Source organism: Xanthomonas sp. 3307 (assembly GCF_014199735.1).
Taxonomy (GTDB): Bacteria; Pseudomonadota; Gammaproteobacteria; order Xanthomonadales; family Xanthomonadaceae; genus Xanthomonas_A; species Xanthomonas_A rydalmerensis.
In genome coordinates, this window is sequence record NZ_JACHOG010000002.1 from 179,463 (window position 1) to 201,795 (window position 22,333).

At 70.3% G+C, this 22,333-nt stretch carries 19 protein-coding genes and 1 other RNA gene; 6 read left to right on the forward strand and 14 right to left on the reverse strand.

Annotated features, from left to right (window positions below; all coding sequences use genetic code 11):
* Window positions 1–2: 2 nt before the first annotated feature.
* Window positions 3–404, reverse strand: coding sequence for a division/cell wall cluster transcriptional repressor MraZ (locus GGR64_RS05675; RefSeq protein WP_010344444.1), 402 nt, complete (start codon window positions 402–404; stop codon window positions 3–5).
* A 371-nt stretch (window positions 405–775) separates the two neighbouring features.
* Between GGR64_RS05675 and GGR64_RS05680 the strand changes: the two genes are divergently transcribed.
* Window positions 776–1,540, forward strand: a complete 765-nt coding sequence (locus tag GGR64_RS05680; protein WP_184644496.1) for an NRDE family protein — start codon at window positions 776–778, stop codon at window positions 1,538–1,540.
* Window positions 1,541–1,754: 214 nt separating this feature from the next.
* Window positions 1,755–2,121: RNase P RNA component class A (gene rnpB, locus GGR64_RS05685), an RNA gene on the forward strand.
* A gap of 65 nt (window positions 2,122–2,186) precedes the next feature.
* On the opposite strand, the gene GGR64_RS05690 is transcribed toward rnpB, so the two are convergent.
* Together GGR64_RS05690 and rsmI are read right to left on the reverse strand one after the other, a co-directional pair.
* Window positions 2,187–2,615: a GFA family protein gene (locus GGR64_RS05690; protein WP_160966609.1), complete on the reverse strand. Its 429-nt coding sequence runs from the start codon at window positions 2,613–2,615 to the stop codon at window positions 2,187–2,189.
* A gap of 85 nt (window positions 2,616–2,700) precedes the next feature.
* A complete protein-coding gene (rsmI, locus tag GGR64_RS05695; protein ID WP_160966607.1) occupies window positions 2,701–3,525 on the reverse strand; it encodes a 16S rRNA (cytidine(1402)-2'-O)-methyltransferase in 825 nt (274 codons plus the stop codon).
* A gap of 80 nt (window positions 3,526–3,605) precedes the next feature.
* On the opposite strand from rsmI, the gene GGR64_RS05700 reads away from it, so the two are divergent.
* The 4 genes from GGR64_RS05700 to GGR64_RS05715 are packed head-to-tail and all read left to right on the forward strand — an operon-like array spanning window position 3,606 to window position 7,623.
* Window positions 3,606–5,330, forward strand: a complete 1,725-nt coding sequence (locus GGR64_RS05700; protein ID WP_184644497.1) for a penicillin-binding protein activator — start codon at window positions 3,606–3,608, stop codon at window positions 5,328–5,330.
* Window positions 5,320–5,688, forward strand: a complete 369-nt coding sequence (locus GGR64_RS05705) for a YraN family protein (RefSeq protein ID WP_160966603.1) — start codon at window positions 5,320–5,322, stop codon at window positions 5,686–5,688. The genes GGR64_RS05700 and GGR64_RS05705 overlap by 11 nt, the downstream gene beginning before the upstream one ends.
* A 1-nt stretch (window position 5,689) precedes the next feature.
* The gene (locus GGR64_RS05710; RefSeq protein ID WP_184644499.1) at window positions 5,690–6,241 is read left to right on the forward strand and encodes a metal-dependent hydrolase; all 552 of its coding nucleotides are present in this window, start codon (window positions 5,690–5,692) and stop codon (window positions 6,239–6,241) included.
* Window positions 6,238–7,623, forward strand: coding sequence for an FAD-linked oxidase C-terminal domain-containing protein (locus tag GGR64_RS05715; protein WP_184644501.1), 1,386 nt, complete (start codon window positions 6,238–6,240; stop codon window positions 7,621–7,623). The genes GGR64_RS05710 and GGR64_RS05715 overlap by 4 nt, the downstream gene beginning before the upstream one ends.
* Window positions 7,624–7,866: 243 nt before the next feature.
* Here GGR64_RS05715 and GGR64_RS05720 read toward each other — a convergent pair whose 3' ends face one another.
* The 11 genes from GGR64_RS05720 to ribH form a co-directional block, all read right to left on the reverse strand.
* On the reverse strand, window positions 7,867–8,595 hold the full coding sequence (locus GGR64_RS05720; protein WP_184448382.1) for a response regulator: 729 nt from the start codon (window positions 8,593–8,595) through the stop codon (window positions 7,867–7,869).
* Window positions 8,585–11,263, reverse strand: coding sequence for a sensor histidine kinase KdpD (locus GGR64_RS05725; RefSeq protein ID WP_184644503.1), 2,679 nt, complete (start codon window positions 11,261–11,263; stop codon window positions 8,585–8,587). Before GGR64_RS05725 ends, GGR64_RS05720 begins: the two co-directional genes overlap by 11 nt.
* Window positions 11,264–11,329: 66 nt before the next feature.
* Window positions 11,330–11,920: a potassium-transporting ATPase subunit KdpC gene (gene kdpC / locus GGR64_RS05730; protein ID WP_260302956.1), complete on the reverse strand. Its 591-nt coding sequence runs from the start codon at window positions 11,918–11,920 to the stop codon at window positions 11,330–11,332.
* 73 nt (window positions 11,921–11,993) lie between these two features.
* Window positions 11,994–14,063, reverse strand: a complete 2,070-nt coding sequence (gene kdpB / locus GGR64_RS05735) for a potassium-transporting ATPase subunit KdpB (RefSeq protein ID WP_160966591.1) — start codon at window positions 14,061–14,063, stop codon at window positions 11,994–11,996.
* A 10-nt stretch (window positions 14,064–14,073) separates the two neighbouring features.
* Window positions 14,074–15,792 carry a potassium-transporting ATPase subunit KdpA gene (gene kdpA / locus GGR64_RS05740; RefSeq protein WP_184644507.1) on the reverse strand — a complete coding sequence of 573 codons (1,719 nt, stop codon included), beginning with the start codon at window positions 15,790–15,792 and terminating at the stop codon, window positions 14,074–14,076.
* 16 nt (window positions 15,793–15,808) lie between these two features.
* The gene (locus GGR64_RS05745; RefSeq protein WP_010341961.1) at window positions 15,809–15,901 is read right to left on the reverse strand and encodes a potassium-transporting ATPase subunit F; all 93 of its coding nucleotides are present in this window, start codon (window positions 15,899–15,901) and stop codon (window positions 15,809–15,811) included.
* A gap of 324 nt (window positions 15,902–16,225) precedes the next feature.
* Window positions 16,226–17,734 (reverse strand): outer membrane beta-barrel protein, encoded by a 1,509-nt coding sequence (locus GGR64_RS05750; RefSeq protein WP_184644509.1) that lies wholly within the window; start codon window positions 17,732–17,734, stop codon window positions 16,226–16,228.
* 697 nt (window positions 17,735–18,431) lie between these two features.
* On the reverse strand, window positions 18,432–20,003 hold the full coding sequence (locus GGR64_RS05755; RefSeq protein ID WP_184645190.1) for a CocE/NonD family hydrolase: 1,572 nt from the start codon (window positions 20,001–20,003) through the stop codon (window positions 18,432–18,434).
* Between the two features lie 252 nt (window positions 20,004–20,255).
* Window positions 20,256–21,230, reverse strand: a complete 975-nt coding sequence (gene thiL, locus GGR64_RS05760) for a thiamine-phosphate kinase (protein WP_184644511.1) — start codon at window positions 21,228–21,230, stop codon at window positions 20,256–20,258.
* A gap of 108 nt (window positions 21,231–21,338) precedes the next feature.
* Complete coding sequence (nusB, locus tag GGR64_RS05765; protein WP_048490537.1) at window positions 21,339–21,818, reverse strand: transcription antitermination factor NusB; 480 nt, start codon at window positions 21,816–21,818, stop codon at window positions 21,339–21,341.
* The gene (gene ribH / locus GGR64_RS05770; protein WP_184448389.1) at window positions 21,815–22,282 is read right to left on the reverse strand and encodes a 6,7-dimethyl-8-ribityllumazine synthase; all 468 of its coding nucleotides are present in this window, start codon (window positions 22,280–22,282) and stop codon (window positions 21,815–21,817) included. Before ribH ends, nusB begins: the two co-directional genes overlap by 4 nt.
* Window positions 22,283–22,333: the final 51 nt, after the last annotated feature.

Genomic DNA, 22,333 nt, shown 5'->3' on the forward strand with positions numbered 1-22,333 from the left:
ACTCACAACTTCAGATCGAGCAATCCATCGCCCAGATCCTCGTCAGACAACGTCTGCTGGATCAGTGCGCGATGAGCCTGCTCGCTCCACAGTTCGAACTTGTCGCCCATGCCCAACAGCACGGCGCGCTTTTCAATGCCCACCGCAGCGCGATGGCTCGGCGGAATGGTGATGCGGGCGTTGGCGTCCAGCTCCAGCGCGGCCGACGAACCCACCAGCTTCTGCTGCAGGACCCGCACCACGCGCTGGGTGTTGGGCTTGGCCATGACGTCGTCACGGACCCGCTCCCACTCCTTCTCCGCATACAGCCACAGGCAGCCGGCCTCGAACGGGTTGTAGGTCAGCACCAGCCGATTGCCGCTCACGCGCGCGACGAGGTCGCGGTACGCGGTGGGAACCGCCATACGCCCCTTGTCGTCCACAGTGATTGCGGTCTCGCCCTGAAACACGACGCCTGCACCTTTCCGAATCCGCCTGGGCGGTCATTGAACCACGAAAAACCACAAAAAACCCGGTTTCCCCTCAAGTGCCCACCTTAGCAGCGCGCAACAGGTTGTCAACAACTTTGCGAGCGGCAAATCGCTAGCGGGATCAATGGTTTGCAGCAATCTTTAGAGACTTGTTCAAGGCTTATCCACAAGTTACTGTTTCGTCTCAAATTTTGAGATTGAACGGAAATTCAGGCCTGTGTACGGGGCGTTAAGGCCATCGTCACCGGCCGTCGACACGGCGCATGGACTCGCACCCGATTGCGCAAGCGCGCACACTGCGGCGCATGTGTCTGGTCGTTCTCGCGCACGCTGCGCACCCGCGATGGCGCTTGCTGCTGGTCGGCAACCGCGACGAATTCCACGCCCGCCCGACCGCGCCGCTGCAGCGCTGGCCGGCCCCGGCGCAACGCCTGCTGGCCGGGCGCGACCTGCGTTCCGGGGGTACCTGGGTGGGGCTGGACGAGGCCGGCCGCTGCGCCGTGGTCACCAATGTGCGCGACCCGCTGGCGTCGATGTCCGGCGCTTCGCGCGGCGCCCTGATCGCCGACTATCTGACTGGCGCGCAGCCGGCCGCCGCCTTCGCCGAGGCACTGGCGGCGCGCGCCGACGCCTATCCGCCGTTCAACCTGCTGCTGGCCGATGCCGCCGGCGCCGCCTATGTCGGCAACCACCCGCCTGGCCGCAGCGCCCTGGCGCCCGGCGTGCACGGCATGTCCAACGGCGCGCTGGACGCGCCCTGGCCGAAGACCCTGCGCCTGCGCACTGCCGTGACCGCCTGGATCGCGGCCGGCAACGACGACCTGGCGCCGCTGTGGCGGGCGCTGGCCGACGAGACCCTGGCCGACCCGGCCGACCTGCCCGACACCGGGGTCGGCCCGGAACTGGAGCGGCGGCTGTCGCCGGCCTTCATCCGCGGCCACGACTACGGCACCCGCGCCAGCACCATCGTCGCGGTGGACGCCGCCGGCCACGGCTGGATCCACGAGCGCCGGTTCGGCCCGGATGGGGTGTTCCTGGGGGAGACGCGGCTGGAGAACCGGGACTCGTGACCCGGGATTCGGGATTCGGGATTCGGGATTCGGGAAGCATGGGATGAGGCGCGAAATCGCTGTCAGCGACCTGATACAAAAAGCGGCGATTTTCGTGGGAGGGACTTCAGTCCCTCCCACAATGCAATCGCAACCGCCCTGCACTCGCGGAAAAATCCCGAATCCCGAATCCCGAATCCCGGGCTCCGGCTTAACATGCGACAATGCGCGCGGCGGAGTCGGCCAGACAGTCGCGTCATCCCCTCGCACTTCGGTGCGGCGGGATGCCGAGGAAAGTCCGGGCTCCATAGGGCAAGGTGCCAGGTAACGCCTGGGCGGCGCGAGCCGACGGACTAGTGCAACAGAAAGATACCGCCTACGTCTGCGCAAGCAGGCCGGTAAGGGTGAAATGGTGCGGTAAGAGCGCACCGCGAGTCCGGTAACGGACCGGCACGGCAAACCCCACCTGGAGCAAGACCAAATAGGGACCTCATGGCGCGGCCCGCGTCGGGTCCGGGTAGGTTGCTCGAGCGTACCGGTGACGGTGCGCCTAGAAGAATGACTGTCCACGACAGAACCCGGCTTATCGGCCGGCTCCGCCGCTTTTTTCTACGCCCCCTGCCCACCGCTGGCCGGGGACAGCCGCCCGGCCTGTCCAGACGGGCCACTATTGCGCTGCGCCAGTCACCATGGCGACGAATTCGGGGCCGGTCATGTTCCTGGTGGGTTCGGCGAACGAGTAGCTGGCCGGCTTTTCGTCGATGAAGATCTGCGACGTCAACGCGAAGCCGGAAGGATCCTCGAAGAGGTGAACGGACAGCGCGTGGTGCGTCCCGTCCTTGGACCGCCACATCAGCGTACTGCCGCAGACCTTGCAGAAGCACCGCTCCCCCCATTCGGACGAGGCATACACGCCCACGTTCTCTGCGTTCTCGACCTCGACGTCGCGGCATTCCACCGCGAGGAATACGCCGCCGGACCAGCGACGGCACATCGAACAGTGACACGCCCCCATTTCGCGGGCGGAAAACGTCGCCTGCAGCCGAACGGCGCCGCAGAGACACGCGCCCTGCTCCTTCGCAACTGCTGTGCTCATGGTGTGCCCTTTCATCAAAGAAGCAGAAATGGAACGCCCCTACAGCCTGGCACGGGTGGTGCCGAACGCCCGGCCTACTGCCACGTCAGCCGCCGTACAAGGCCTTGCGCGAAGCACCGGTCAGTTCGGCGGCCAGCTTGGCGGCGGTGGACGGCGGCAGGTGCTCGCTGAGCTTGGCGTAGACGCGGCGGCCCTCGGCCAGTTGCGCGTCGGCGTCGTCGCCGGCGCCCTGCACCATCAGCACGAACTCGCCCTTGCGCTGGTTGTCGTCGGCCTCGACCCGGGCGTGCAGGTCGGCCAGGGTCCCGTCGAGCACGGTCTCGAACAGCTTGGTCAATTCGCGCGCCAGCACCGCCGGGCGGGCATCCCCGAAAGCAGCGCGGCAGTCGGCCAGGGACTCGGCGATGCGGTGCGAGGCTTCGTAGAACACCAGGGTGCGCGGCTCGCCGGCCAGACGCAGCAGGCGCTCGCGGCGCGCCGAGGCCTTGGCCGGCAGGAAGCCCTCGAAGGCGAAACGGTCGCTGGGCAGGCCGGCCACGCTGAGCGCGGCGATCACCGCACAGGCGCCGGGCACCGGACTGACCCGCACCCCGGCCGCGCGCGCCGCGCGCACCAGGCGGTAGCCGGGGTCGCTGACCAGCGGGGTGCCGGCGTCACTGACCAGGGCCAGCGACTGGCCCTCCAGCAGGCGCGCGACGATGCGCTGGGACAACGCCTCCTCGTTGTGTTCGTGCAGCGCCAGCAGCGGCCGCTCGATGCCGAAGTGGGCCAGCAACTGGCCGCTGCGGCGGGTGTCCTCGGCACAGATCGCCGCCACCGAGCGCAGCGTCTCCTGGGCGCGCGGCGTCAGGTCGGCGAGGTTGCCGATCGGCGTGGCGACGACATGCAGGGTTCCGGGCTGGGCGCTCATCTACGGCTTTCCATGGTCAAGGGTAGAATCGTAGCGGTTTTCCCCGGCGCGCCCGGCGTGCCCAGCCGAATGGACCAGAAATGAACAAGCGATTCGCAAGGATTTCCGCCCTGTCGCTGCTGGCGTTGCTCATCGCCGGCTGCGCCACCTCCAGCGTGACGCCGAGCGCCTCGCCGGCCCAATCGGCGGCGCTGGCGCTGCTGGACCAGGGCAAGCCGCGGGACGCGGCGCAGCAGCTCGAGGCGCAGGCCGCCGGCGCCACCGGCAGCGAGCGCAACCAGTTGCTGGGCGACGCCGCCTTCGCCTGGTACGAGGCCGGCGACGCCGCGCGCGCGCGCAGCCTGCTGGCACAGGTGCAGGTGCGGCAGTTGCCGCCGCTGAGCAAGGTGCGGGTGGCGCTGGTGGAAGCCGAACTGGCCCTGGCCGACCGCCAGCCGGCCAAGGCCCTGCAGGCATTGGGCAGCGATCCACAGGCGGTGCCGCAGAACCTGCGCGCGCGCTGGCACCTGGCCCGCGCGCAGGCGCTGGAAGGCACCGGCGACGCCACCGCCGCGCTGGACGAGCGTGCCCGCGCCGACAACGGCCTCAGCGGCCAGGCGCGCAGCGACAACCAGCGCGCCATCGTGCGCCAGCTCGCAACGCTCAACGACGCCATCCTGCAGGCGCGCGCCGCCGCGCTGCCGGCCGGCGACCCGCTGTACAACTTCGTCGGCCGCGCACTGCTGAGCCGCGGCCTGGCGCTGCCGCGTCCGTTCGACCGCGGCGAGCAATGGGGCTTCGATACCAGCAAGCGGCCGCCGGCCGAGCGCGACGGCTACCGCCCGCCGGCCAAGCTGGCGGTGCTGCTGCCGTTGAGCGGCAACCTGGCCACCGCGGCCGCGCCGGTGCGCGATGGCCTGCTCGCCGGCTACTACGGCGAGACCCGCCGCCGTCCTGCGATCGACTTCATCGACACCACCGGCACCCCGGCCGGCGCGCTGGCCGCCTACCAGAAGGCGGTCGACGGCGGCGCCGATTTCGTGGTCGGCCCGCTCGGCCGCGACGAGGTCACCGCACTGTTCGGGCGCGACGCGCTGCCGGTGCCGGTGCTGGCGCTGAACCGCGGCACTCACGCGCCGCCGGGCGGCAGCGCCGGTTTCTCGCTTGCGCCGGAAGACGACGGCATCGCCGCCGCCGAGTACCTGCTGGCGCACGAGCGCCACAACACGCTGGTGATCGGCAGCAACGACGACAACGGCCGCCGCGCGGTGGCCGCGTTCCGCGACCGCTTCAGCGAGCGCGGCGGCAAGGTCGCCGGCAGCGTCAGCGTGGCCGACACCCCGGGCGACATCGGCGCGCAACTGCGCAACGCCGGCGCGGCGGACTCGGTGCTGCTGGCGGTCAAGGGCAACACCGCCCGCGCGCTGGCGCCGCAGCTGGCGCTGGCCGGTTTCGCCGGCAAGACCCGGGTGGCGACCTCGCAGCTGGTGCTGGGCACCGGCAAGCCGGAGGACGACCTGGTACTGGACGGCATCGTCTACCCGAGCGAACTGTGGAACGTGCGTGGCGTCGGCGGCCTGCCGGCGGCGACCAGCGTGGCCGACATGCTGCCGACCGCACGCGGCCCGGCCGCGCGCCTGTTCGCCTTCGGCTACGACGCCTGGCAGATCACCGCGTACCTGGAGAAGCTGGCGACCGGCAAGGACAGCGGCCTGCGCGGCGCCACCGGCGTGCTGCACCTGGACGGCTTCGGCAACATCGTGCGCACCCCGGCCTGGTCCACCTTCAGCGGCGGGCGCCCGACCCCGCTGCCCGATGGAAACTGAGCGGCGCCGACGCGGCAACGCGGTGGAAGCGGCGGCGCGCGCCGAACTGGAGCGCGCCGGCCTGCGCCTGATCGCCGCCAACGTCGCCTTCCGCGGCGGCGAGCTGGACTTGGTGATGCAGCAGGCGCAGAGCCTGGTGTTCGTCGAAGTGCGCTACCGGCGCAGCACCGCGTTCGGCGGCGGCGCGGCCTCGGTCGACCTGCGCAAGCGCCGCCGCCTGCTGCTGGCGGCGCAACTGTTCCTGGCCGCGCATCCGCAGTACGCCACCTGGCCGTGCCGTTTCGACGTGGTCGAGGCCGAGGGCGATCCGCCGCGGCTGACCTGGCTGCGGGACGCCTTCCGCGCCGAGGATTGCTGAGATGCCCAGCATCTTCACCCACGCCGCGGTGCCGCTGGCGCTGTGGGCCGCCGCCGACCGCGGGCGCATCTCCACGCGCCTGCTCGGCGCCGGCATCGTCGCGGCGATGCTGCCCGACGCCGACGTGCTCGGCTTCGCCCTGCACATCCCCTATGCCGACGCCTTCGGCCATCGTGGCGCCAGCCACTCGCTGCTGTTCGCCGCGGTGCTGGGCATGCTCGGCGCAGTGCTGCACCGCCCCTTGCGCGCCGGCGCGTTGCAGGCGGCCACGTGGATGTTCGTCTGCACCGCCTCGCATCCGCTGCTCGATGCGATGACCTCCGGCGGCCTCGGCGTGGCCCTGGCCTGGCCGTGGAGCGAGCAGCGCTGGTTCGCGCCGTGGCGGCCGATCCGGGTCTCGCCGTTCGCCAACGGCTTCTTCAGCGCGCGCGGCGTGGCCACGCTGTGGTCCGAGCTGCGCTGGGTGTGGCTGCCGCTGGCGCTGGCGGTGCTCACCTGGAAACTGCTGCAGCCACCCTCGCCCTCCGCTCCTTCGTCGCCGCCTTCGCCATGACCACAGCCCTCCCCGCCGCACTCACCGACACCCTTTCCGCCCTGCTCGGCGCCGAGGGCTGGCGCACCGATCCCGACAGCCGCCGCAGCTACGGCGAGGACGATTCGCGGCGCTGGGCGCTGGCCGACGCGGTGGCGCTGCCGCAGACCCGCGAGCAGGTGCAGGCGATCGTGCGCGCCTGCCGCGCGCACCGCGTGCCGCTGGTGGCGCGCGGCGCCGGCACCGGCACCGCCGGCGCCGCGGTGCCGTTCAGCGGCGGCGTGGTGCTGTCGTTCGCGCGCATGAACCGCATCGTGCAGTTGCGCCCGGCCGACCGCTGCGCGGTGGTCGAACCCGGCGTGCTCAACGGCGACCTGCAGCAAGCGTTGGCGCCGCACGGGCTGTTCTGGCCGCCGGACCCATCCAGCGCAGAGATCTGCAGCGTCGGCGGCAACCTCTCCACCAATGCCGGCGGGCCGCGCGCGGTGAAATACGGCGCCACCCGCGACAACGTGCTTGGCCTGGTCGCAGTGACCGGCAGCGGCGAGCTGATCCGCTGCGGCGGCGCCTACACCAAGGACGCCACCGGCTACGACCTGACCCACCTGCTGGTCGGCAGCGAAGGCACCCTGGCGCTGATCGTGGAAGCGACGCTGAAGCTGTCGCCGCGGCCGCTGGCACAGGCCGGCCTGCGCGCGCTGTACCGCGACGCCGCCGGCGCCGCCGCGGCGGTGTCGCGGCTGATGGCGCAGCCGAGCACGCCGACCATGCTGGAATTCATGGACCGCAGCGCGATCGCGCTGCTGCGCCGCAACGGCAGCGACGTGCCCGAGGCCGGCGCGATGCTGCTGATCGAGGCCGACGGCGACCATGACACCCTGCCCTACACGCTGCAGGCGCTGGGCGCGGCGGCCGAGGGCGACGGCCTGCTGGCCCTGGACGTGGCCGCCGACGGCAGCGCACGCGACCGCCTGTGGGCCGCGCGCCGCGCGCTGTCGCCGGCGCTGCGCACGATCCGGCCCGGCAAGATCAACGAAGACGTGGTGGTACCGGTGTCGCGCATCCCCGAGCTGGTTGCCGGTGTGGAAGCGCTGGCCGCCGAGTTCGACCTGCCGATCGTCGCCTTCGGCCACGCCGGCAACGGCAACCTCCACGTCAACATCATGTACGCGCCCGACGATGCCGACGAGACTGCGCGCGCGCAGGCCGCCCTGCCGCGGCTGTTCGCCCTGGTGCTGTCGCTGGAAGGCACGCTGTCCGGCGAACACGGCATCGGCGTGGCCAAGCGCGACTACATGGACCAGGCCTTCGACGCCGCCACCCTGGACGCGATGCGCGCAATCAAGCGGGCACTGGATCCGGATGGGATTCTCAATCCGGGGAAAGTGTTGCCGGAGGCTTGAGCGGGATTCGGGATTCGGGATTCGGGATTCGGGATTCGGGATTCGGGATTCGGGATTCGTAACAGCGTCTTTCGCGTGCGGATCCATTGCAACGTCGACCTAATCCTGATTTCCGTCGCTGTCGGGCTGTGTCCGTCGCGATACGCCCTATGGAGCGACTTCAGTCGCGACGGGCCTTACCGAAAACGCCGGGTCGCGGCTGCAGCCGCTCCAACGAACACCGGGCAAGGCCGACGCGACACATCACGCGGACGGACACTGCACGCCGATGAAGCGCAACCCCACGCCCGGCTCGGTGGCGATGTAGCGCGGGGCCACGGCGCTGTCGCCGAGTTTCTGCCGTAGCTTGCCGACCAGGATGCGCAGGTAATGCGTGTCGTCCTGGTGGGTGGGACCCCACAGTTCGCGCAGCAGTTGTGGCTGCGTCACCACGCGGCCGCTGTGTCGCAGCAGCAGCGCCAATAATGCGTACTCCTTGCGGCTGAGCGGCAGCGCTTCGCCGTCCAGGCGCACTTCGCGCAGGCCCAGGTGGATGTGCAGGCGGCCGTCGTCGAACACCGGCTCGGCCTCGCCGGCCACCGGCTGCATGCGCAGCAGCACGCGGATGCGCGCCATCAGTTCCTGCACACCGAACGGTTTGGTCACGTAGTCGTTGGCGCCGGCGTCCAGCGCCTGCACCTTCTCGTCCTCGCCGGCACGCACGGTCAGCATGATCACCGGCACCGACGACCATTGCCGCAGTTCGCGCAGCACGCTGTGCCCGTCCTGGTCGGGCAGGCCGATGTCCAGCACCACCAGTTCGGCGCCGTGCGCGGCCAGTTGCGCCAGGCCGGCGGCGCCGGTATCCGCCTGCAGCACGCGGTAGCCCTGCGCGCGCAGGCTGATGTCGAGGAAACGGCGGATCTGCGGCTCGTCGTCGATGACCAGCACGCGCGGCGGCGGAATCGGATCGGCGTGGGACTCAGTCGGCATCGGGGCGGGACGGCGGTGCGGCGGGTTCGATGAGCGGCAGGGTAATGCGGATCGTGGTGCCACGACCATCGGGGCCGGGCAGCGCCTCGACGCTGCCGCCGTGCGCGCCGATCATGCCCTGGCAGATGGTCAGGCCCAGGCCGGTGCCGTGGCGGCCGCGGTCGCCGCGCTCGACGCTGTAGAACATATCGAAGATGCGCGCGCGCTCGTCCTCGGGAATGCCCGGGCCGCGGTCGCTGATGTCGATGCGCAGGCGGCCGTCGACCATGCCCGCGACGACGCGGATCGCCGCGTCCGCCGGCGAGAACTTGGCCGCGTTCTCCAGTACGTTGAAGATCGCCTGCTCGACCAGTGCCGGGTGCACCCACAGCGTCGGCAGGTCCGCGGCCAGGGCGATGTCCAGGCGCACCTGCGGCTGGTAGCGCTGCAGGCGCCGCGCGGCCGAGCCGATCAGTTCGTCCACGCCGATCCAGTCGCGGTTCAAGGTCAGCCCGGTGTGGCCGAGCCGGGTCATGTCCAGCAGGTTCTGGATGTAGCGGTCCAGGCGCTCGCCTTCCAGTTGGATCGTCTCGAGCAGGCTGCGGCGATCGTCCGCGTCCATCGCCTGGCCGTAACTGGACAGACTGCTGGCCGCGCCGATCATCGCCGCCAGCGGCGAGCGCAGGTCGTGCGAGACCGAGGACAGCAGGGCCGAGCGCAGCCGCTCGGTCTCGCCGCTGACCCGCGCACTCTCCAGGTCGGCGACCAGGCGCGTGCGCAGCGCGGCCTGGCCGATGTCCTCGACCATCGCCTCGGCCAGGCGCTGCTGCTCCAGGCCAGGGCGCTGCACGCCGGCGCCGAAGCGCAGCCCGACCACGCCGATGGTGCCGCGCTCGTGGCGCACCGGCAGGAACCACCAGCTCGCGCCGGCCAGCGTATCGGTGAAGCGACCGGTGGCCTGGCCGTGGCGCTGCGCCCAGTCGGCGGCGCTGCGGTCCACCGCGGCCATCGTCGGCGCGTAGTCGTCGGCGCCGTCATGGGCGCGCTCCAGCGGCTGCAGGCGCAACCAGGCCTCGGCGTCGAGCGTACCGGCGAGCGCGCGGCGCCCGGCCTCCAGCACCTGGCCGAGGTCGGCGGCGCTGGTCAGTTCGCGGCCCAGCCGCTGCAGTGCGGTGGTCTGCGCATTGACCGCACGCAGCGCCAGCACCTGCATGCGCAGGCGCGAGGCCAGGCGCCCGGCGACCAGCGCGGCGACCAGGAACAGCAGCACCGTGACCACGCCCTGGCGCGCGCCGATCTGGAAGGTGAAGCGCGGCTCGATGAAGAAGAAGTTGTAGCTGAAGAAGCTCAGCAGCGCCGCCAGTACCGCCGCGGCCATTCGTGTCTTCGACGCCACCATCACCACCGCGACGATGAACACCATCGACAGGTCGTCGATACCGACCCAACGTTCGGCGACCCAGGCCACCACCACCGCCAGGACGGAGGCCAGCGTGGCGAACACCAGGTCGTCGCGCGACAGCCAATGCCCCGGACTGCGCCAGCGCCGCCGCGCGCGGGCGCGCGCTTCCGGCGAACTGATGATCACCAACTCGTAGTGCGCGCCGCGTTGCAGCAGTTGCTGGGTCAGGGTGCGGTTGATCATCCGCGCCAGCGGACGCTCGCGGGTGCGCCCCAGCACCAGCGTGGACACACCACTGCGCGCGGCATGGTCGAGCAAGGTATCGGCGACGTTGGCGCCGTGCAGGAGCGCGGCGTCGCCGCCGAGCCGACGCGCCAGCGCGAAGGCGCGGTCGATCTCCAGTTGCCAGTCGGCGTCGGGCTGCGCCTGGGTCTGCACGGTGACCACGGTCCACGGCGCGCCGCGGCGCTCGGCCAAACGCCGTGCCACGCGCACCAGATAGTCGGACTGGCCGCGCCCGTCGATCGCCACCATCACCGTGCGCCGCAGCGCCACGCTGGTGCGGCCCTGCGCGGCCTGCACATCGCGCAGATCGTTGTCGACGCGGTCGGCGGCGGTCTGCATCGCCAGTTCGCGCAGCGCGGCCAGGTTCGACGGCGAGAAGAACGCCTGCAGCGCCTGCCCGGCCTGCTCGGGCAGGTAGACCTTGCCCTGCTGCAGGCGCTCGATCAGTTCGCGCGGCGGCAGGTCGACCAGCACGATGTCGCGCAGGCGGTCGAAGATCGCATCGGGCACGGTCTCGCTCACGCGCACGCCGGTGATGCGGTGGACCACGTCGTTGAGGCTCTCCAGGTGCTGGATGTTGACCGTGCTGTAGACATCGATGCCGGCGTCGAGCAATTCCTGCACGTCCTGCCAGCGCCGCTCGTGGCGGCTGCCGGGCGCGTTGCGATGGGCCAGCTCGTCCACCAGCACCAGCGGTGGGCGCAGCGCCAACAGCGCATCCAGGTCCATCTCGTCGAGGGTGCGGCCGCGGTACTCCAGGCGCCGCCGCGGCTGCACGGTGAGGCCCTCCAGCAGTGCCGCGGTCTCGGCGCGGCCGTGGGTCTCGACCACGCCGACCACCAGGTTGCTGCCCTGCTGCTGCAACTGCCGCGCGCGCGACAGCATCGCGTAGGTCTTGCCGACCCCTGGCGCCGCGCCGAGGAACACGGTCAGTCGCCCGCCGCGCTCGCGCTGCAGTTCGCCGATCAGGGCGTCGGCCTGTTGGGTGCGGGGGTCGGGCATCGAAGGGCCGGGATTGGGGATTCGAAATTGGGGATTCGCGAAGCGTACAGCGTCAGGCCATGCGCTCTACTGCTTTTGCCCATTCCCGATTCCCGTTTCCCCATTCCCTGCGGCGTCCAGGGCCAAATTCAGGGCCAGCACGTTCACCCGCGGCTCGCCAAGCACGCCGAACTGGCGCGGCTGGGTCTGTGCGGCGACCAGGGCGGCGACGGTCTGCGGCGGCAGGCCGCGCGCGGCGGCGACGCGCGCCACTTGAATGTGCGCCGCATCGACGCTGATGTCCGGGTCCATGCCGCTGCCGGACTGGGTGACCAGATCGTCCGGTACCTGCGCCGGGTCGATGCCTTCGCGCGCGGCGACCGCCTGGCGGGTGTCGTCCAGGCGCTTGCGCAGGTCGGGGTTGCTGCGCGCCTGGTTGCTGCCGGCCGCCGACATCGGGTCGTACTTGGCGCCGGACGGACGCGGCTGGAAGTAACCGGCAGCGGCGAACGGCTGCGCCACCAGCGCCGAGCCGACCACGCGGCCATCGTGGGTGCGCAGGCTGCCGTTGGCCTGCGCGGGGAACAGCGCGCCGGCCAGCACGGTGGCCAGCAACGAGTACAGCGCCGCGGAGCCGAGCACCAGCAGTGGCAGCACCAGCACGGCGCGCCAGCGCATCGGCTCACGGGGGGAAACGGAAGACACGGTCATGGGAGCGATTCCGGAAGGAGCGTCAAAATCGGCACCGGGCTCAGCCCAGCGCCACCAGCAGCATGTCGATGGCCTTGATCCCGACGAACGGCAGCAGCACGCCGCCCACGCCGTAGATCAGCATGTTCCGGCGCAGCAACGAAGTCGCCGAGGACGGGGTGAAGCGCACGCCGCGCAGCGCCAGCGGGATCAGCGCCGGGATCACCAGCGCGTTGAAGATCAGCGCCGCGAGCACTGCATTGGTCGGGCTGGACAGGCGCATCACGTTCAGCGCGGCCATCTGCGGGATCGAGGCGGCGAACAGCGCCGGCAGGATCGCGAAGTATTTGGACACGTCGTTGGCCAGCGAGAAGGTGGTCAGCGCGCCGCGGGTGATCAGCTGCTGCTTGCCCACTTCCACCACCGCCAGCAGCTTGGCCGGATCCGAATCCAGGTCGACCATGTTGCCGGCCTCCTTGGCCGCCTGGGTGCCGGAGTTCATCGCCAGGCCGACATCGGCCTGGGCCAGCGCCGGCGCGTCGTTGGTGCCGTCGCCCACCATCGCCACCAGGCGTCCGCCGGCCTGCTCCTGGCGGATGCGCGCCAACTTGTCCTCGGGCGTGGCTTCGGCGATGTAGTCGTCGACGCCGGCCTCGGCGGCGATGGCTGCGGCGGTGAGCGGGTTGTCGCCGGTGATCATCACCGTCTTGACGCCCATCGCACGCAACCGCGCGAACTTCTCGCGCACGCCGTGCTTGACCACGTCCGACAGTTCGACCACGCCCAGTACGTGCCGGCCCTCGGCCACCACCAGCGGCGTGGCGCCGCTACGCGCGACCTGCTCGACCCGGCTCTTCAGCTCCGCCGGCACCTGCCCGCCCAGCGCGGTGACGTGGCGGATCAACGCATCGGCGGCGCCCTTGCGGATCGACCGCGGCGACGCCGTGCCGAATGCCGGCAGGTCGACGCCGGACATGCGCGTCTGCGCGGTGAAGGCGACGAACTCGGCGCCTTCCGGGTCGGCCGGCGGCAGGCCCTGCTCGCGCGCCAGGCGCACGATCGACTTGCCTTCCGGGGTCGGGTCGGCCAGCGACGACAGCATCGCCGCCTCGCGCAGTTGCGCCACGTCCACGCCGCTGAGCGCATGGAACACGGTGGCCTGGCGGTCGCCGTGGGTGATGGTGCCGGTCTTGTCCAGCAGCAGCACGTCGACGTCGCCGGCCACTTCCACCGCCTTGCCCGACTTGGCCAGCACGTTGGCCGACAGCGCGCGGTTCATGCCGGCGATGCCGATCGCCGGCAGCAGCCCGCCGATGGTGGTCGGGATCAGGCACACCAGCAGCGCGATCAGCAGCAGCGGATCCACGTGCACGCCGACGAAGCCGGCGATCGCCGGCAGCGAGGCGACCACGATCAGGAAGGTCAGGGTCATCGCCGCCAGCAGCATGGTCAGCGCGATCTCGTTCGGGGTCTTCTGCCGGTTTGCGCCTTCCACCAGCGCAATCATGCGGTCCAGGAAGCTGTGGCCCGGCTCGGCGGTGACCTTCACCAGGATCTCGTCGGACAGCACCTTGGTGCCACCGATGACGCCGGAACGATCGGTGCCGGCCTCGCGCAGCACCGGCGCGGATTCGCCGGTGACCGCGGCCTCGTTGATCGTGGCCAGGCCGTGCACGATCTCGCCGTCGGCCGGGATCAGTTCGCCGGCCGAGACCACCACCAGGTCGCCCGGGCGCAGTTCGGCGGCCGGCACGCTGGCTTCGCCGTCCAGCCGCACGCTGGCGACCCGGCGCGCCACCAGGTCCTTGCGTGCGCGCCGCAACGAGGCGGCCTGGCCGCGGCCGCGGGCCTCGGCCACCGCCTCGGCGAAGTTGCCGAACAGCACGGTGACCAGCAGGATCGCGGTCACCGCCCAGCCGAAGCCGGCCGGGCCCTGGCCGGACACGGTGATCAGCGCCGACAGCAGCGTGCCGGCGAAGACCACGGCCATCACCGGGCTGCCGAGCAGGTGCCGCGGCGACAGCTTCAGCACGCTGTCGCGCAAGGCCGCGCGCAGCGCCGCGGCATCGAACAGCCCAGGCCGGCGCGCCGGCGAAGAGGCCACGGAAGTAGAAGGAAGCGGGGTGCTCATCGTCGTCGTCTCAGTGCGCGGCCAGGGTCAGGTGATCGGCGATCGGTCCCAACACCAAAGCCGGCGTGAATTGCAGAACGGTCAGGACCGCGATGACCGCGATCAGGGTCAGCGCGAAGGTCGGGGTTTCCACCTGCAGGCTGCCGCCGGTTTCCGGCGCCACCCGCTTGCGCGCCAGTTGCGCGGCCACGATCAGCGGCACGATCAGCGCCGGATAGCGGCCCAGCAGCAGCACCGCGGTGCAGCTCAGGTTCCACCACGGAATGCCGTCGCCCAGGCCCTCGAAGCCGGAGCCGTTGTTGGCGAAGGCCGAGGTGTACTCGTAGAACACCTGGCTGATGCCGTGGAAGCCGGGATTGGAGGTCGCCGAGATGGATGCCGGCAAGGCCAGCGTGACCGCGGTGAAGCCGAGCAGCACCAGCGGCTGCAGCAGGATCAGCAGCGCCAGCAGGCGCACTTCCGGCGCCTCGATCTTGCGCCCGAACAATTCCGGGGTGCGCCCGGTCATCAAGCCGGCCAGGAACACGCTCAGCAGCAGATACACCAGGAACTGCTGCAGGCCGCAGCCGATGCCGCCCCAGATCGCGTTGATCAGCATGTTGACCATGGCCACGCCGCCGGTCAGCGGCGCCAGCGAATCGTGCATGGCGTTGACCGAGCCGTTGGAGGTCTGCGTGGTCAGCGACGACCAGGCGGCCGAGGCGTCCACGCCGAAGCGCACCTCCTTGCCTTCCATCAGCGCGGCACTGCCGGGTGCGTGGCCTTCGGCCCACAGCGACACCGCAGTGGACGCCAGCGACATCACCAGCATGCTGCCGAACACCAGCGCGGTGAATTTGCGGCGCCCGGTGAACGGCCCGACCATGAACGCCACCGCCACCGGGATCAGCACGATGCCCAGCATCTCCAGCAGGTTGGAGAACGGCGTGGGATTCTCCAGCGCCATCGCGCTGTTGGGCCCGTACCAGCCGCCGCCGTTGGTGCCGAGCTGCTTGATCGCCACCATTGCCGCAACCGGGCCGAGCGGGATCTTCTGCGTCTGCTGGCCGGCGCTGGCGTCCAGCGGCGTGGCCACCGGACCGGCGGCCAACGTCGACGGCACGCCCTGCTGGGTCAGCAGCAGCGTCCACAGCAGGCACAGCGGCAGCAGGAAGCGCAGGGTCGGACGGATCACGTCGGCCCAGTAGTTGCCGAGGTCGACGTCCTGCGCGATCTCGCCGCCGTTGCTGGCCGGCGTACGCGCGGCATCACGGCCGCGCCCGCCGAACAGGCCACGCAGCGTCGCCGCGACCAGCGCTAGGCCCATCATCGGGGTGATGAACTGCAGGCCGACCACGCCCACCGCCTGCGACAGGTACGACAGCTGCGCCTGGCCCGAGTAGTGCTGCTGATTGGTGTTGGTCAGGAACGAGACCATGGTGTGCAGGGCCACGTCCCAGCGCATGTTGGGCACCGCATCGGGATTGAACGGCAGCCAGGCCTGGGTCACGAACAGCGCGAACACCAGCACGCCGAGCACCAGGTTGCTGGCCAGGAACGCGCCGGCATAGGCGCGCCACTGCATGCCGCGCGCCGGGTCGGTGCCGAGCAGGCGGTACAGGGGGCGTTCGATCCAGCCGAACAGCGCGTCGCCGCGCATCGGCGCCCCGCGCATCACCGTGGCCAGGTACAGGCCCAGCGGCCATCCCAGCAGCAGCGCGAGCGCATAGACAAGCAATGTATCGATCATGGAAGTGGCACTCGGCTCAGAAATCTTCGGGGCGCAGGATCACGTACAGCAGGTAACCGGCCGCGACGATCACCGCCACGCCGCAAACGAACGAAAGCCAACCGCTCATGGTCTCAACTCCGAAACAAAGGGACGGCCCGCCGCAGGGCAGGCCGCAATCACGTGGGAACACCGCCGTACGCGACACGCGCACGGAGGCAGAAGGGAAGCGCAACATGGCGACGGACGCCGGGTCGGACAGGCCTTCTGGCCCAGGCCGGCATTATCGAAGCCGGCGCCATAAACTCTCCGTGGCGAAGCCGCGCGGCGCGCATAAATTCTGCGTAAAACCGTGCGTGCCGGCGATCGCACCGCACGTTGCCGGCGTGTCGCCATGGTCGGCGCCGGCAGCGCACGATGACGCGCGACACGGCCGGCGCCGCGCGCGCCGTCCTCAGTAATGCAGGATCGCGTCGATCAACGCCGTCGCCTGATGATTGCGGCGGCCGCCGTCGTAGGCAGGAAAATCATAGGCGTGCTCGTAGCGCAGCTCGGGGCGTATCTCCAGGTCCTGCGACACCCAATGAGTGAGGCCGATGGTGTGGCTGGAGTAGCGCGTGGCGAAACCGGTGCGCTGGCCGTCGTGGTCGTTCACGAACTCGTTGCGGATCGCCAGCATGTCCGAGGCGCCGAGCTGGATGTTGACGTAGTTGACGATGGCGTCGGCGCTGCTGCGGCCCAGCGGGAAGTCGGGCGCCTCGCCCAGCGCATAACCCGGGCGTCCAGTCGGCGCGTGCGATTGCGACGGATCGGTCGCCAGCGCCTGGTCGCGCACGTAGAGGTGGTAGGCCTCGGTGAGCATGTGCACCTTCGGCGAGAAGCGATGGCCCCAGGTCAGCACGAACTCCTGCAGGTTGTTGTAGGTCTGTGCGGCGTTGTTGTACGACTCCACGCACGGATACAGCATGTCGTCGTTGCTCTTGGACACCCAGCGCAGGCAGGCCTGCGCGCTCAGGCGGCTGGTCGCGTCCCAGATCGCCGAATCGTCGCCGCCGTGCACGCCGAGCTGCAGCGTCCACTGGTCGTTGAGCTTGGTGGTGGTGAGGATGCCCATGTTGGTATAGGCATCGACCGTGTACAGGATCGAATGGGTCAGCAAGTAATTGTTCGGCGAGAACTGCGCCTCGATGTCCGGCAGCGACAGGTAGCGGCCGACCGTGACCAGCATGCCCTGCGCCACCGACGGCAGGTACAGGTCCACGTGCGCGATCATCGGATCGTTGCCGTAGATCTTGCCGTTGAGTGCGCTGTTGGGCTGTGGGTGGTGCAGCAACTGATCGCTGGTGACTCCCTTCATCGTGGTGTAGTGGTAGTCGTAGCCGTACAGGTCGTCGAGATGGAAGCCCCAGTCGACATGATCGGTCTGCACGGTGTCCGGCACGCGCTGCAGGCGGATCAGCGCCTGGTTGAACTCGCCGCGATTGGGCCGCGTGGAGTAGGACAGCGGATAGTTGGTGCGCGAGGACGTGCTGGCGTTGAGCGAGGGATTGATCCAGCCGTACAGCTCGATGCGGTTGCGCTGCATCCACTGCCCCACACGCGTGCATGCCAGCGCCTTCTCGACCGGGTACTGCGCATTCTCGTTGGGCACGCCGACCGGGTAGTCCACCGCACCGAGTTGCCATTCGGCCGACGGAAACGGCGGCGAGGAGAACGGCGAAGCCAGGCCGCGGCGCGCTGGCGTCGGCGCATCGGGATCGGCCGGTTGCGCATCCTCGTGATAGGCCGAGGCCAGGCGCGAGAAGAAACCATTGGCACAATCGGCGCTGCGCGCCAGCGGCGCCGTGGCGGCGTCCGACGCCGGCATCGCGTCCGACACGGGCGCAGCCAGACCCGCGGCGGCGGCATCGCCGGCGCACAGCAGGGTCAGTGACAGGAACAGGGGGTGGAGCTTCATGGACATCGCGACTTCGGCTCTGGGACGAGCCGTCCTTGTTTGGGTGGAGGGAGACAACGACAGCGCGCCGCGCGCCATCGCCGGCGATGCGCCTGATGGCGCATCGCGGGGAGAGAGTTGGAATGCAGCGCCGCGCTGACGGCGGTGTCAGGTGGTCAACGCGCGTGCAGTGAGCGCGCTGCTGCGTGGCGGCGGACGCTGCAGCGCGCTGCGGCAGCCATGGTGGCAGCGCAACGCACGTGGCATGACGGCCACGCTGATGCGGGCACCAGGCGAATGCGCGAGCGGAGGCGACATATTGCGCATGCAAGCGATCATTGCGGTCAGCGACACGCTCAAACTTCCAGGCATCGATTCCACGCAAGCATCCCCGTCGTCAGCGCGGAAAGTATAGGAATCGCCGGATATCTTCGTTGCAAAGCGCGCGCCGGTTCGAATAAAACCTACGTAAATTCGTCTGCAGAATGGGCCGGTGCGCTGTGTGGCGATGCGTGGTTCCGCACCCTCATCCGCCCCTGCGGGGCACCTTCTCCCGACGGGAGAAGCGAAGAGCCGAAGCCCCTCTCCCACCGGGAGAGGGGTTGGGGTGAGGGTACGGGGCGCGAAGCGCCGCGCCGACCTGATCATGCGAGGCTACGCCCGTACCCTCATCCGCCCCTGCGGGGCACCTTCTCCCGAGGGGAGAAGGGAAACGCTAACTGCCTCAATGCAACGGCACGCTCAGGAACGACGGCGTGGCCGTCGGCGAGCTGAAGCTCACCGTGCCGCCGAAGCGGCTGGCCGAGGTATAGCGCGGATCGGTGGTGTCCACCACCAGCACCAGGCGGCGACCAGCCGGGATCTCGACTGCGGTCGCCTGCAGCGCCAGATCGACCGTCACCGGCGTGCCCGGCGTCGCATTGCGCAGCGTGTACGGCACGTGGCTGAGCAACTGCGCCGAACCCGAACTGTCCATGCTGTACAGATAAGCGAACAGCGACACGTTGGACTGACTCGGGGTCACCGTCAGCCGCAGCGACGGCGCGCCGGCCAGGCGCTTGTCGCTGGACAGCACCGGGCCGCTCCACACTGCGGCACCAGCACGGCTGACCAGCGGGATCGAGGTCGTTACCGGCTGGCCGAGGCCCTGCAGCAGGCCGCTCAACATCACCACGCCGGAATCGGCCAGGGTCGGCACACCGGTGGCGATGCGGTAGTTCCAGCCGCTGCTGTTGCCGGTGCTCAGCGACCCAGTCGGCAGCAGCAGGCCGCTGGGGCCCGTCAGGCCGTAGCGCGTGGCGCCGGCCTGCACGCTGTTCCAGTCGGCATAGCTGAGCCAGGTGCCGCCGAGGGTCGACAGCTGCACCGGCGCTTCGCGGTCCACGCCGTTGTCGCGGCCCTTCAGGTAGCGGTCGAACCAGCGCGTGGCCTCGGTATACACCTGGTTCGGCAGGCCCAACGCGCCCGGCAGTTCGGCGGTGGCGTGGTCGCCCTGGCTGAACATCAGGTGCTTGGGCACGCTGAGCTGGTTGTAGAGGTTGATGTACTGGTTCGGGGGGAACAGGCCGTCATTGAACGCATTGGCCAGCAGTACCGCCGGGCCGTTGCGGTTGAGCGCCTGCACCTCGTTGATCACCCCGCGTTCGGCGGCCTTGGGCAGGAAGCCCTGCACCGCACCGTCGTAGTCGCCCACCGCCACGTGCGCGGTGATCTGCGCCAGTTCCGGACCGGGCCGGCCAGTGGCGACCCCGGCGGCGACCAGCATGCCCACGCCCTGCTGGCTGACCGTGCTGTTGGCGTACAGCGACGCCTGCAGGTCGGCCCAGCCGCTGAGCGCGGCCACCGCCTTGATCCGCGGGTCGCGCGCGGCGGCGAGCAGACTGGTGCCGGCGCCGTAGGAGATGCCCGACACACCGATCGCCTTGGCGTCGGCCGGAGTGTTGGCCAGCGCCCAGTCGATCACCGCGCTGACGTCCTCCACCGTCGGCTGCCCGGCAATGTCGATCAGCCCCTGCGAGTCCCAGAAGCCGCGCGAGGTGTAGCTGACCACCACGTAGCCGTCGTTGGCCAGTTCGCTGGCGCGGCCCACGTACTCCAGGTTGGGCAGCGACCAGCTGGCCGGCATCACCACCAGCGGGAACGGTCCCGGGCCCTGCCCCTGCGGCACCAGGACGAGCGCGCCGAGCTTGGTGCCATCGAAACTGGAAATGCTCTGGTACTGCTTGCTGAAGCCGGCCGCGGCCGCGGCGGCGGAGAACACCAGCAACATCGCGCCAAGGGCGATGCGACGTGACACGGACATGCGCATGGACTGCCTCCCAAGCGGCGCCGAACCGGAATGGCCGGCTGCCGGAACGGTACTGCCAGAACGGTGACAAGCGCTCGACACGGTGCCGGGCAGGCGGACCGTACCACCAGGTACGGGCGATATTCACGCCGCAGTGCGGCACAGTATGGAAGGGGCGTCGGTCGGCGTTGGTGGGCGCGCCCCCCCCCCCCCCACGCGCTGGCGCCGCGGCCGGGGCCGGCGTGCGCTCGGCCGCGCCGCTCAGCTCAAAAAGTGCTGGTAGCCGCTTCGCGGCGGTTGCCACGGCCGGCCGGCCGCATCGCGCACCACAATGCCGCGGCCGGCGACGATGCGCCCGATCGGCGTCGCTGTGACCCCGACCGCCTGCAGCGCCTGCACGATCGCTGTGCGCTGCGCGGGGTCGGCGGTGAAGCACAGTTCGTAGTCGTCGCCGCCGCCCAGTTGCCAGGCGTGCACCTGTGCAGGGTCCGCGTCGGCCGGGGCGGCGACCGCCGGCAGCGTGGCCAGCTCCAGTTCGGCACCGACGCCGCTGCGCACGCAGATGTGCTCCAGGTCGGCCAGCAGGCCATCGGAGACATCCACGCAGGCCCGCGCCAGGCCGCGCAGGCACAAGCCGGCCTGCACCCGCGGTGTCGGTCGCAGCAGGCGCTGGCGCAGGCGTTCGTGCAGCGGATCGGCGGCCGGCGCGGTCACGTCCAGGCGCCCGCCCTGCCACAATGCCAGCGCCGCGGCGGCCTCGCCCGGCTGGCCGGTCACCCAGACCTCATCGCCCGGCTGCGCGGCATCGCGGCGCAGCGCCGCCGTCGCCGGCACGCTGCCGATCGCGGTCACCGACAACGCCAGCGGCCCGCGCGTGGTGTCGCCACCGGCCAGGCCGATGCCGTGCGCGTCGGCCAGGGCGAAGAAGCCCTCGGCGAACGCATCGACCCAGGCCATGTCGACCTGCGGCAACGACAGCGATAGCGTGCACCAGCGCGGCTGCGCGCCCATCGCCGCCAGGTCGGACAGATTCACCGCCAGCGTCTTCCAGCCGATGTCGGCGGCCGCGGTTTCGGCCGGGAAATGCACCCCGGCATTGAGCGTATCGGTGGTGATCGCCAGCAACTCCCCCGCCGGCGGCAGCAGCAACGCCGCATCGTCGCCGATGCCCAGCGGCAGATCCGCACGCGCCCGACTGCGCGCACGCAGGCGCTCGATCAGATCGAATTCGGGCATTGAAGGGCCGGGAATGGAGATTGGGGATTGGGGATTGGCAAAAGCGCGTCCTCGGACGGGAATGTCGCTCTGGCGAATCCCCAATCCCGAATGCCCAATCCCGCGCCGTCAGGCGCCGCCGCCGCCCGACTCCACCGCGCGCCACTGCAGCGCGGCACGATCCAGGACGCCGTTGACGTAGGTGTGCCCGTGCTCGGAGCCGAAGCGCTTGGCGGTCTCGATCGCTTCGTTGATCACAACGCGGTACGGCACGTCCATGCGGTGCAGCAGTTCGTAGGCGGCAAGGCGCAGCACCGCGCGCTCGATCGCATCCACTTCCTCCACCGTGCGGTCCAGGTAGCCGACCAGCGCTTCGTCCAGTTCGGCACGGTGCTTGAGCACGCCCTCGACCAGGTTCTCGAAGTACACCAGGTCGGCGATCTCGTGCGCCTGCTCGTGCGCGAACTGCGCGATCACGTGCTGGGCGTTGCCGCCGGAAATCTGCCAGGCGTAGATCGCTTGCAGCGCACGCCGACGCGCGCGCGAGCGCAGGACCGGATCGACACCATCGCGGCGTGGGTGGTGCTTGTGGCCAGCGGGTTTGTTCACGGCAGCAACTCCAGCAGGTTGACCATCTCCAGCGCGCTCAGCGCCGCTTCCTCGCCCTTGTTGCCATGGCTGCCGCCGGCACGCGCCTCGGCGTCCTCGACCTGCTCCACGGCGAGCACGCCGTTGAGCACCGGGATGCGGAAGTCCAGCGAGACCCGCAGCAGGCCCTCGGCGCAGCCATCGGCGACGTGTTCGTAGTGGCGGGTATCGCCACGGATCACGCAGCCCAGCGCGATGATCGCGGCGTGCTTGCCGGTCGCGGCCAGGCGCGCGGCGACCAGCGGCAGCTCCCACGCGCCCGGCACGCGGATCACGTCCACCGCGTCATCGGCGATGCCGTTGCCGGACAGGCTCTGCCGCGCGCCGGCGACCAGCACGTCGGTGATGCGGGCGTTCCAGCGGCTGGCGATGATCGCGAAACGCGCCGACTCGGGAGTGCGGAGGTCGCCTTCGTAATGGGACATGGCGGTGGCAGCTTGAGGGGGTGGGAGAGTTTAACAGGCAGGGAGGCCAGG

Bases quoted from the DNA above. Each gene is read 5' to 3' on its own strand.
- GGR64_RS05675 (WP_010344444.1), bottom strand. From the start codon at position 404: ATGGCGGTTCCCACCGCGTACCGCGACCTCGTCGCGCGCGTGAGCGGC.
- GGR64_RS05680 (WP_184644496.1), top strand. From the start codon at position 776: ATGTGTCTGGTCGTTCTCGCGCACGCTGCGCACCCGCGATGGCGCTTG.
- GGR64_RS05690 (WP_160966609.1), bottom strand. From the start codon at position 2,615: ATGAGCACAGCAGTTGCGAAGGAGCAGGGCGCGTGTCTCTGCGGCGCC.
- rsmI (WP_160966607.1), bottom strand. From the start codon at position 3,525: ATGAGCGCCCAGCCCGGAACCCTGCATGTCGTCGCCACGCCGATCGGC.
- GGR64_RS05700 (WP_184644497.1), top strand. From the start codon at position 3,606: ATGAACAAGCGATTCGCAAGGATTTCCGCCCTGTCGCTGCTGGCGTTG.
- GGR64_RS05705 (WP_160966603.1), top strand. From the start codon at position 5,320: ATGGAAACTGAGCGGCGCCGACGCGGCAACGCGGTGGAAGCGGCGGCG.
- GGR64_RS05710 (WP_184644499.1), top strand. From the start codon at position 5,690: ATGCCCAGCATCTTCACCCACGCCGCGGTGCCGCTGGCGCTGTGGGCC.
- GGR64_RS05715 (WP_184644501.1), top strand. From the start codon at position 6,238: ATGACCACAGCCCTCCCCGCCGCACTCACCGACACCCTTTCCGCCCTG.
- GGR64_RS05720 (WP_184448382.1), bottom strand. From the start codon at position 8,595: ATGCCGACTGAGTCCCACGCCGATCCGATTCCGCCGCCGCGCGTGCTG.
- GGR64_RS05725 (WP_184644503.1), bottom strand. From the start codon at position 11,263: ATGCCCGACCCCCGCACCCAACAGGCCGACGCCCTGATCGGCGAACTG.
- kdpC (WP_260302956.1), bottom strand. From the start codon at position 11,920: ATGCGCTGGCGCGCCGTGCTGGTGCTGCCACTGCTGGTGCTCGGCTCC.
- kdpB (WP_160966591.1), bottom strand. From the start codon at position 14,063: ATGAGCACCCCGCTTCCTTCTACTTCCGTGGCCTCTTCGCCGGCGCGC.
- kdpA (WP_184644507.1), bottom strand. From the start codon at position 15,792: ATGATCGATACATTGCTTGTCTATGCGCTCGCGCTGCTGCTGGGATGG.
- GGR64_RS05745 (WP_010341961.1), bottom strand. From the start codon at position 15,901: ATGAGCGGTTGGCTTTCGTTCGTTTGCGGCGTGGCGGTGATCGTCGCG.
- GGR64_RS05750 (WP_184644509.1), bottom strand. From the start codon at position 17,734: ATGTCCATGAAGCTCCACCCCCTGTTCCTGTCACTGACCCTGCTGTGC.
- thiL (WP_184644511.1), bottom strand. From the start codon at position 21,230: ATGCCCGAATTCGATCTGATCGAGCGCCTGCGTGCGCGCAGTCGGGCG.
- ribH (WP_184448389.1), bottom strand. From the start codon at position 22,282: ATGTCCCATTACGAAGGCGACCTCCGCACTCCCGAGTCGGCGCGTTTC.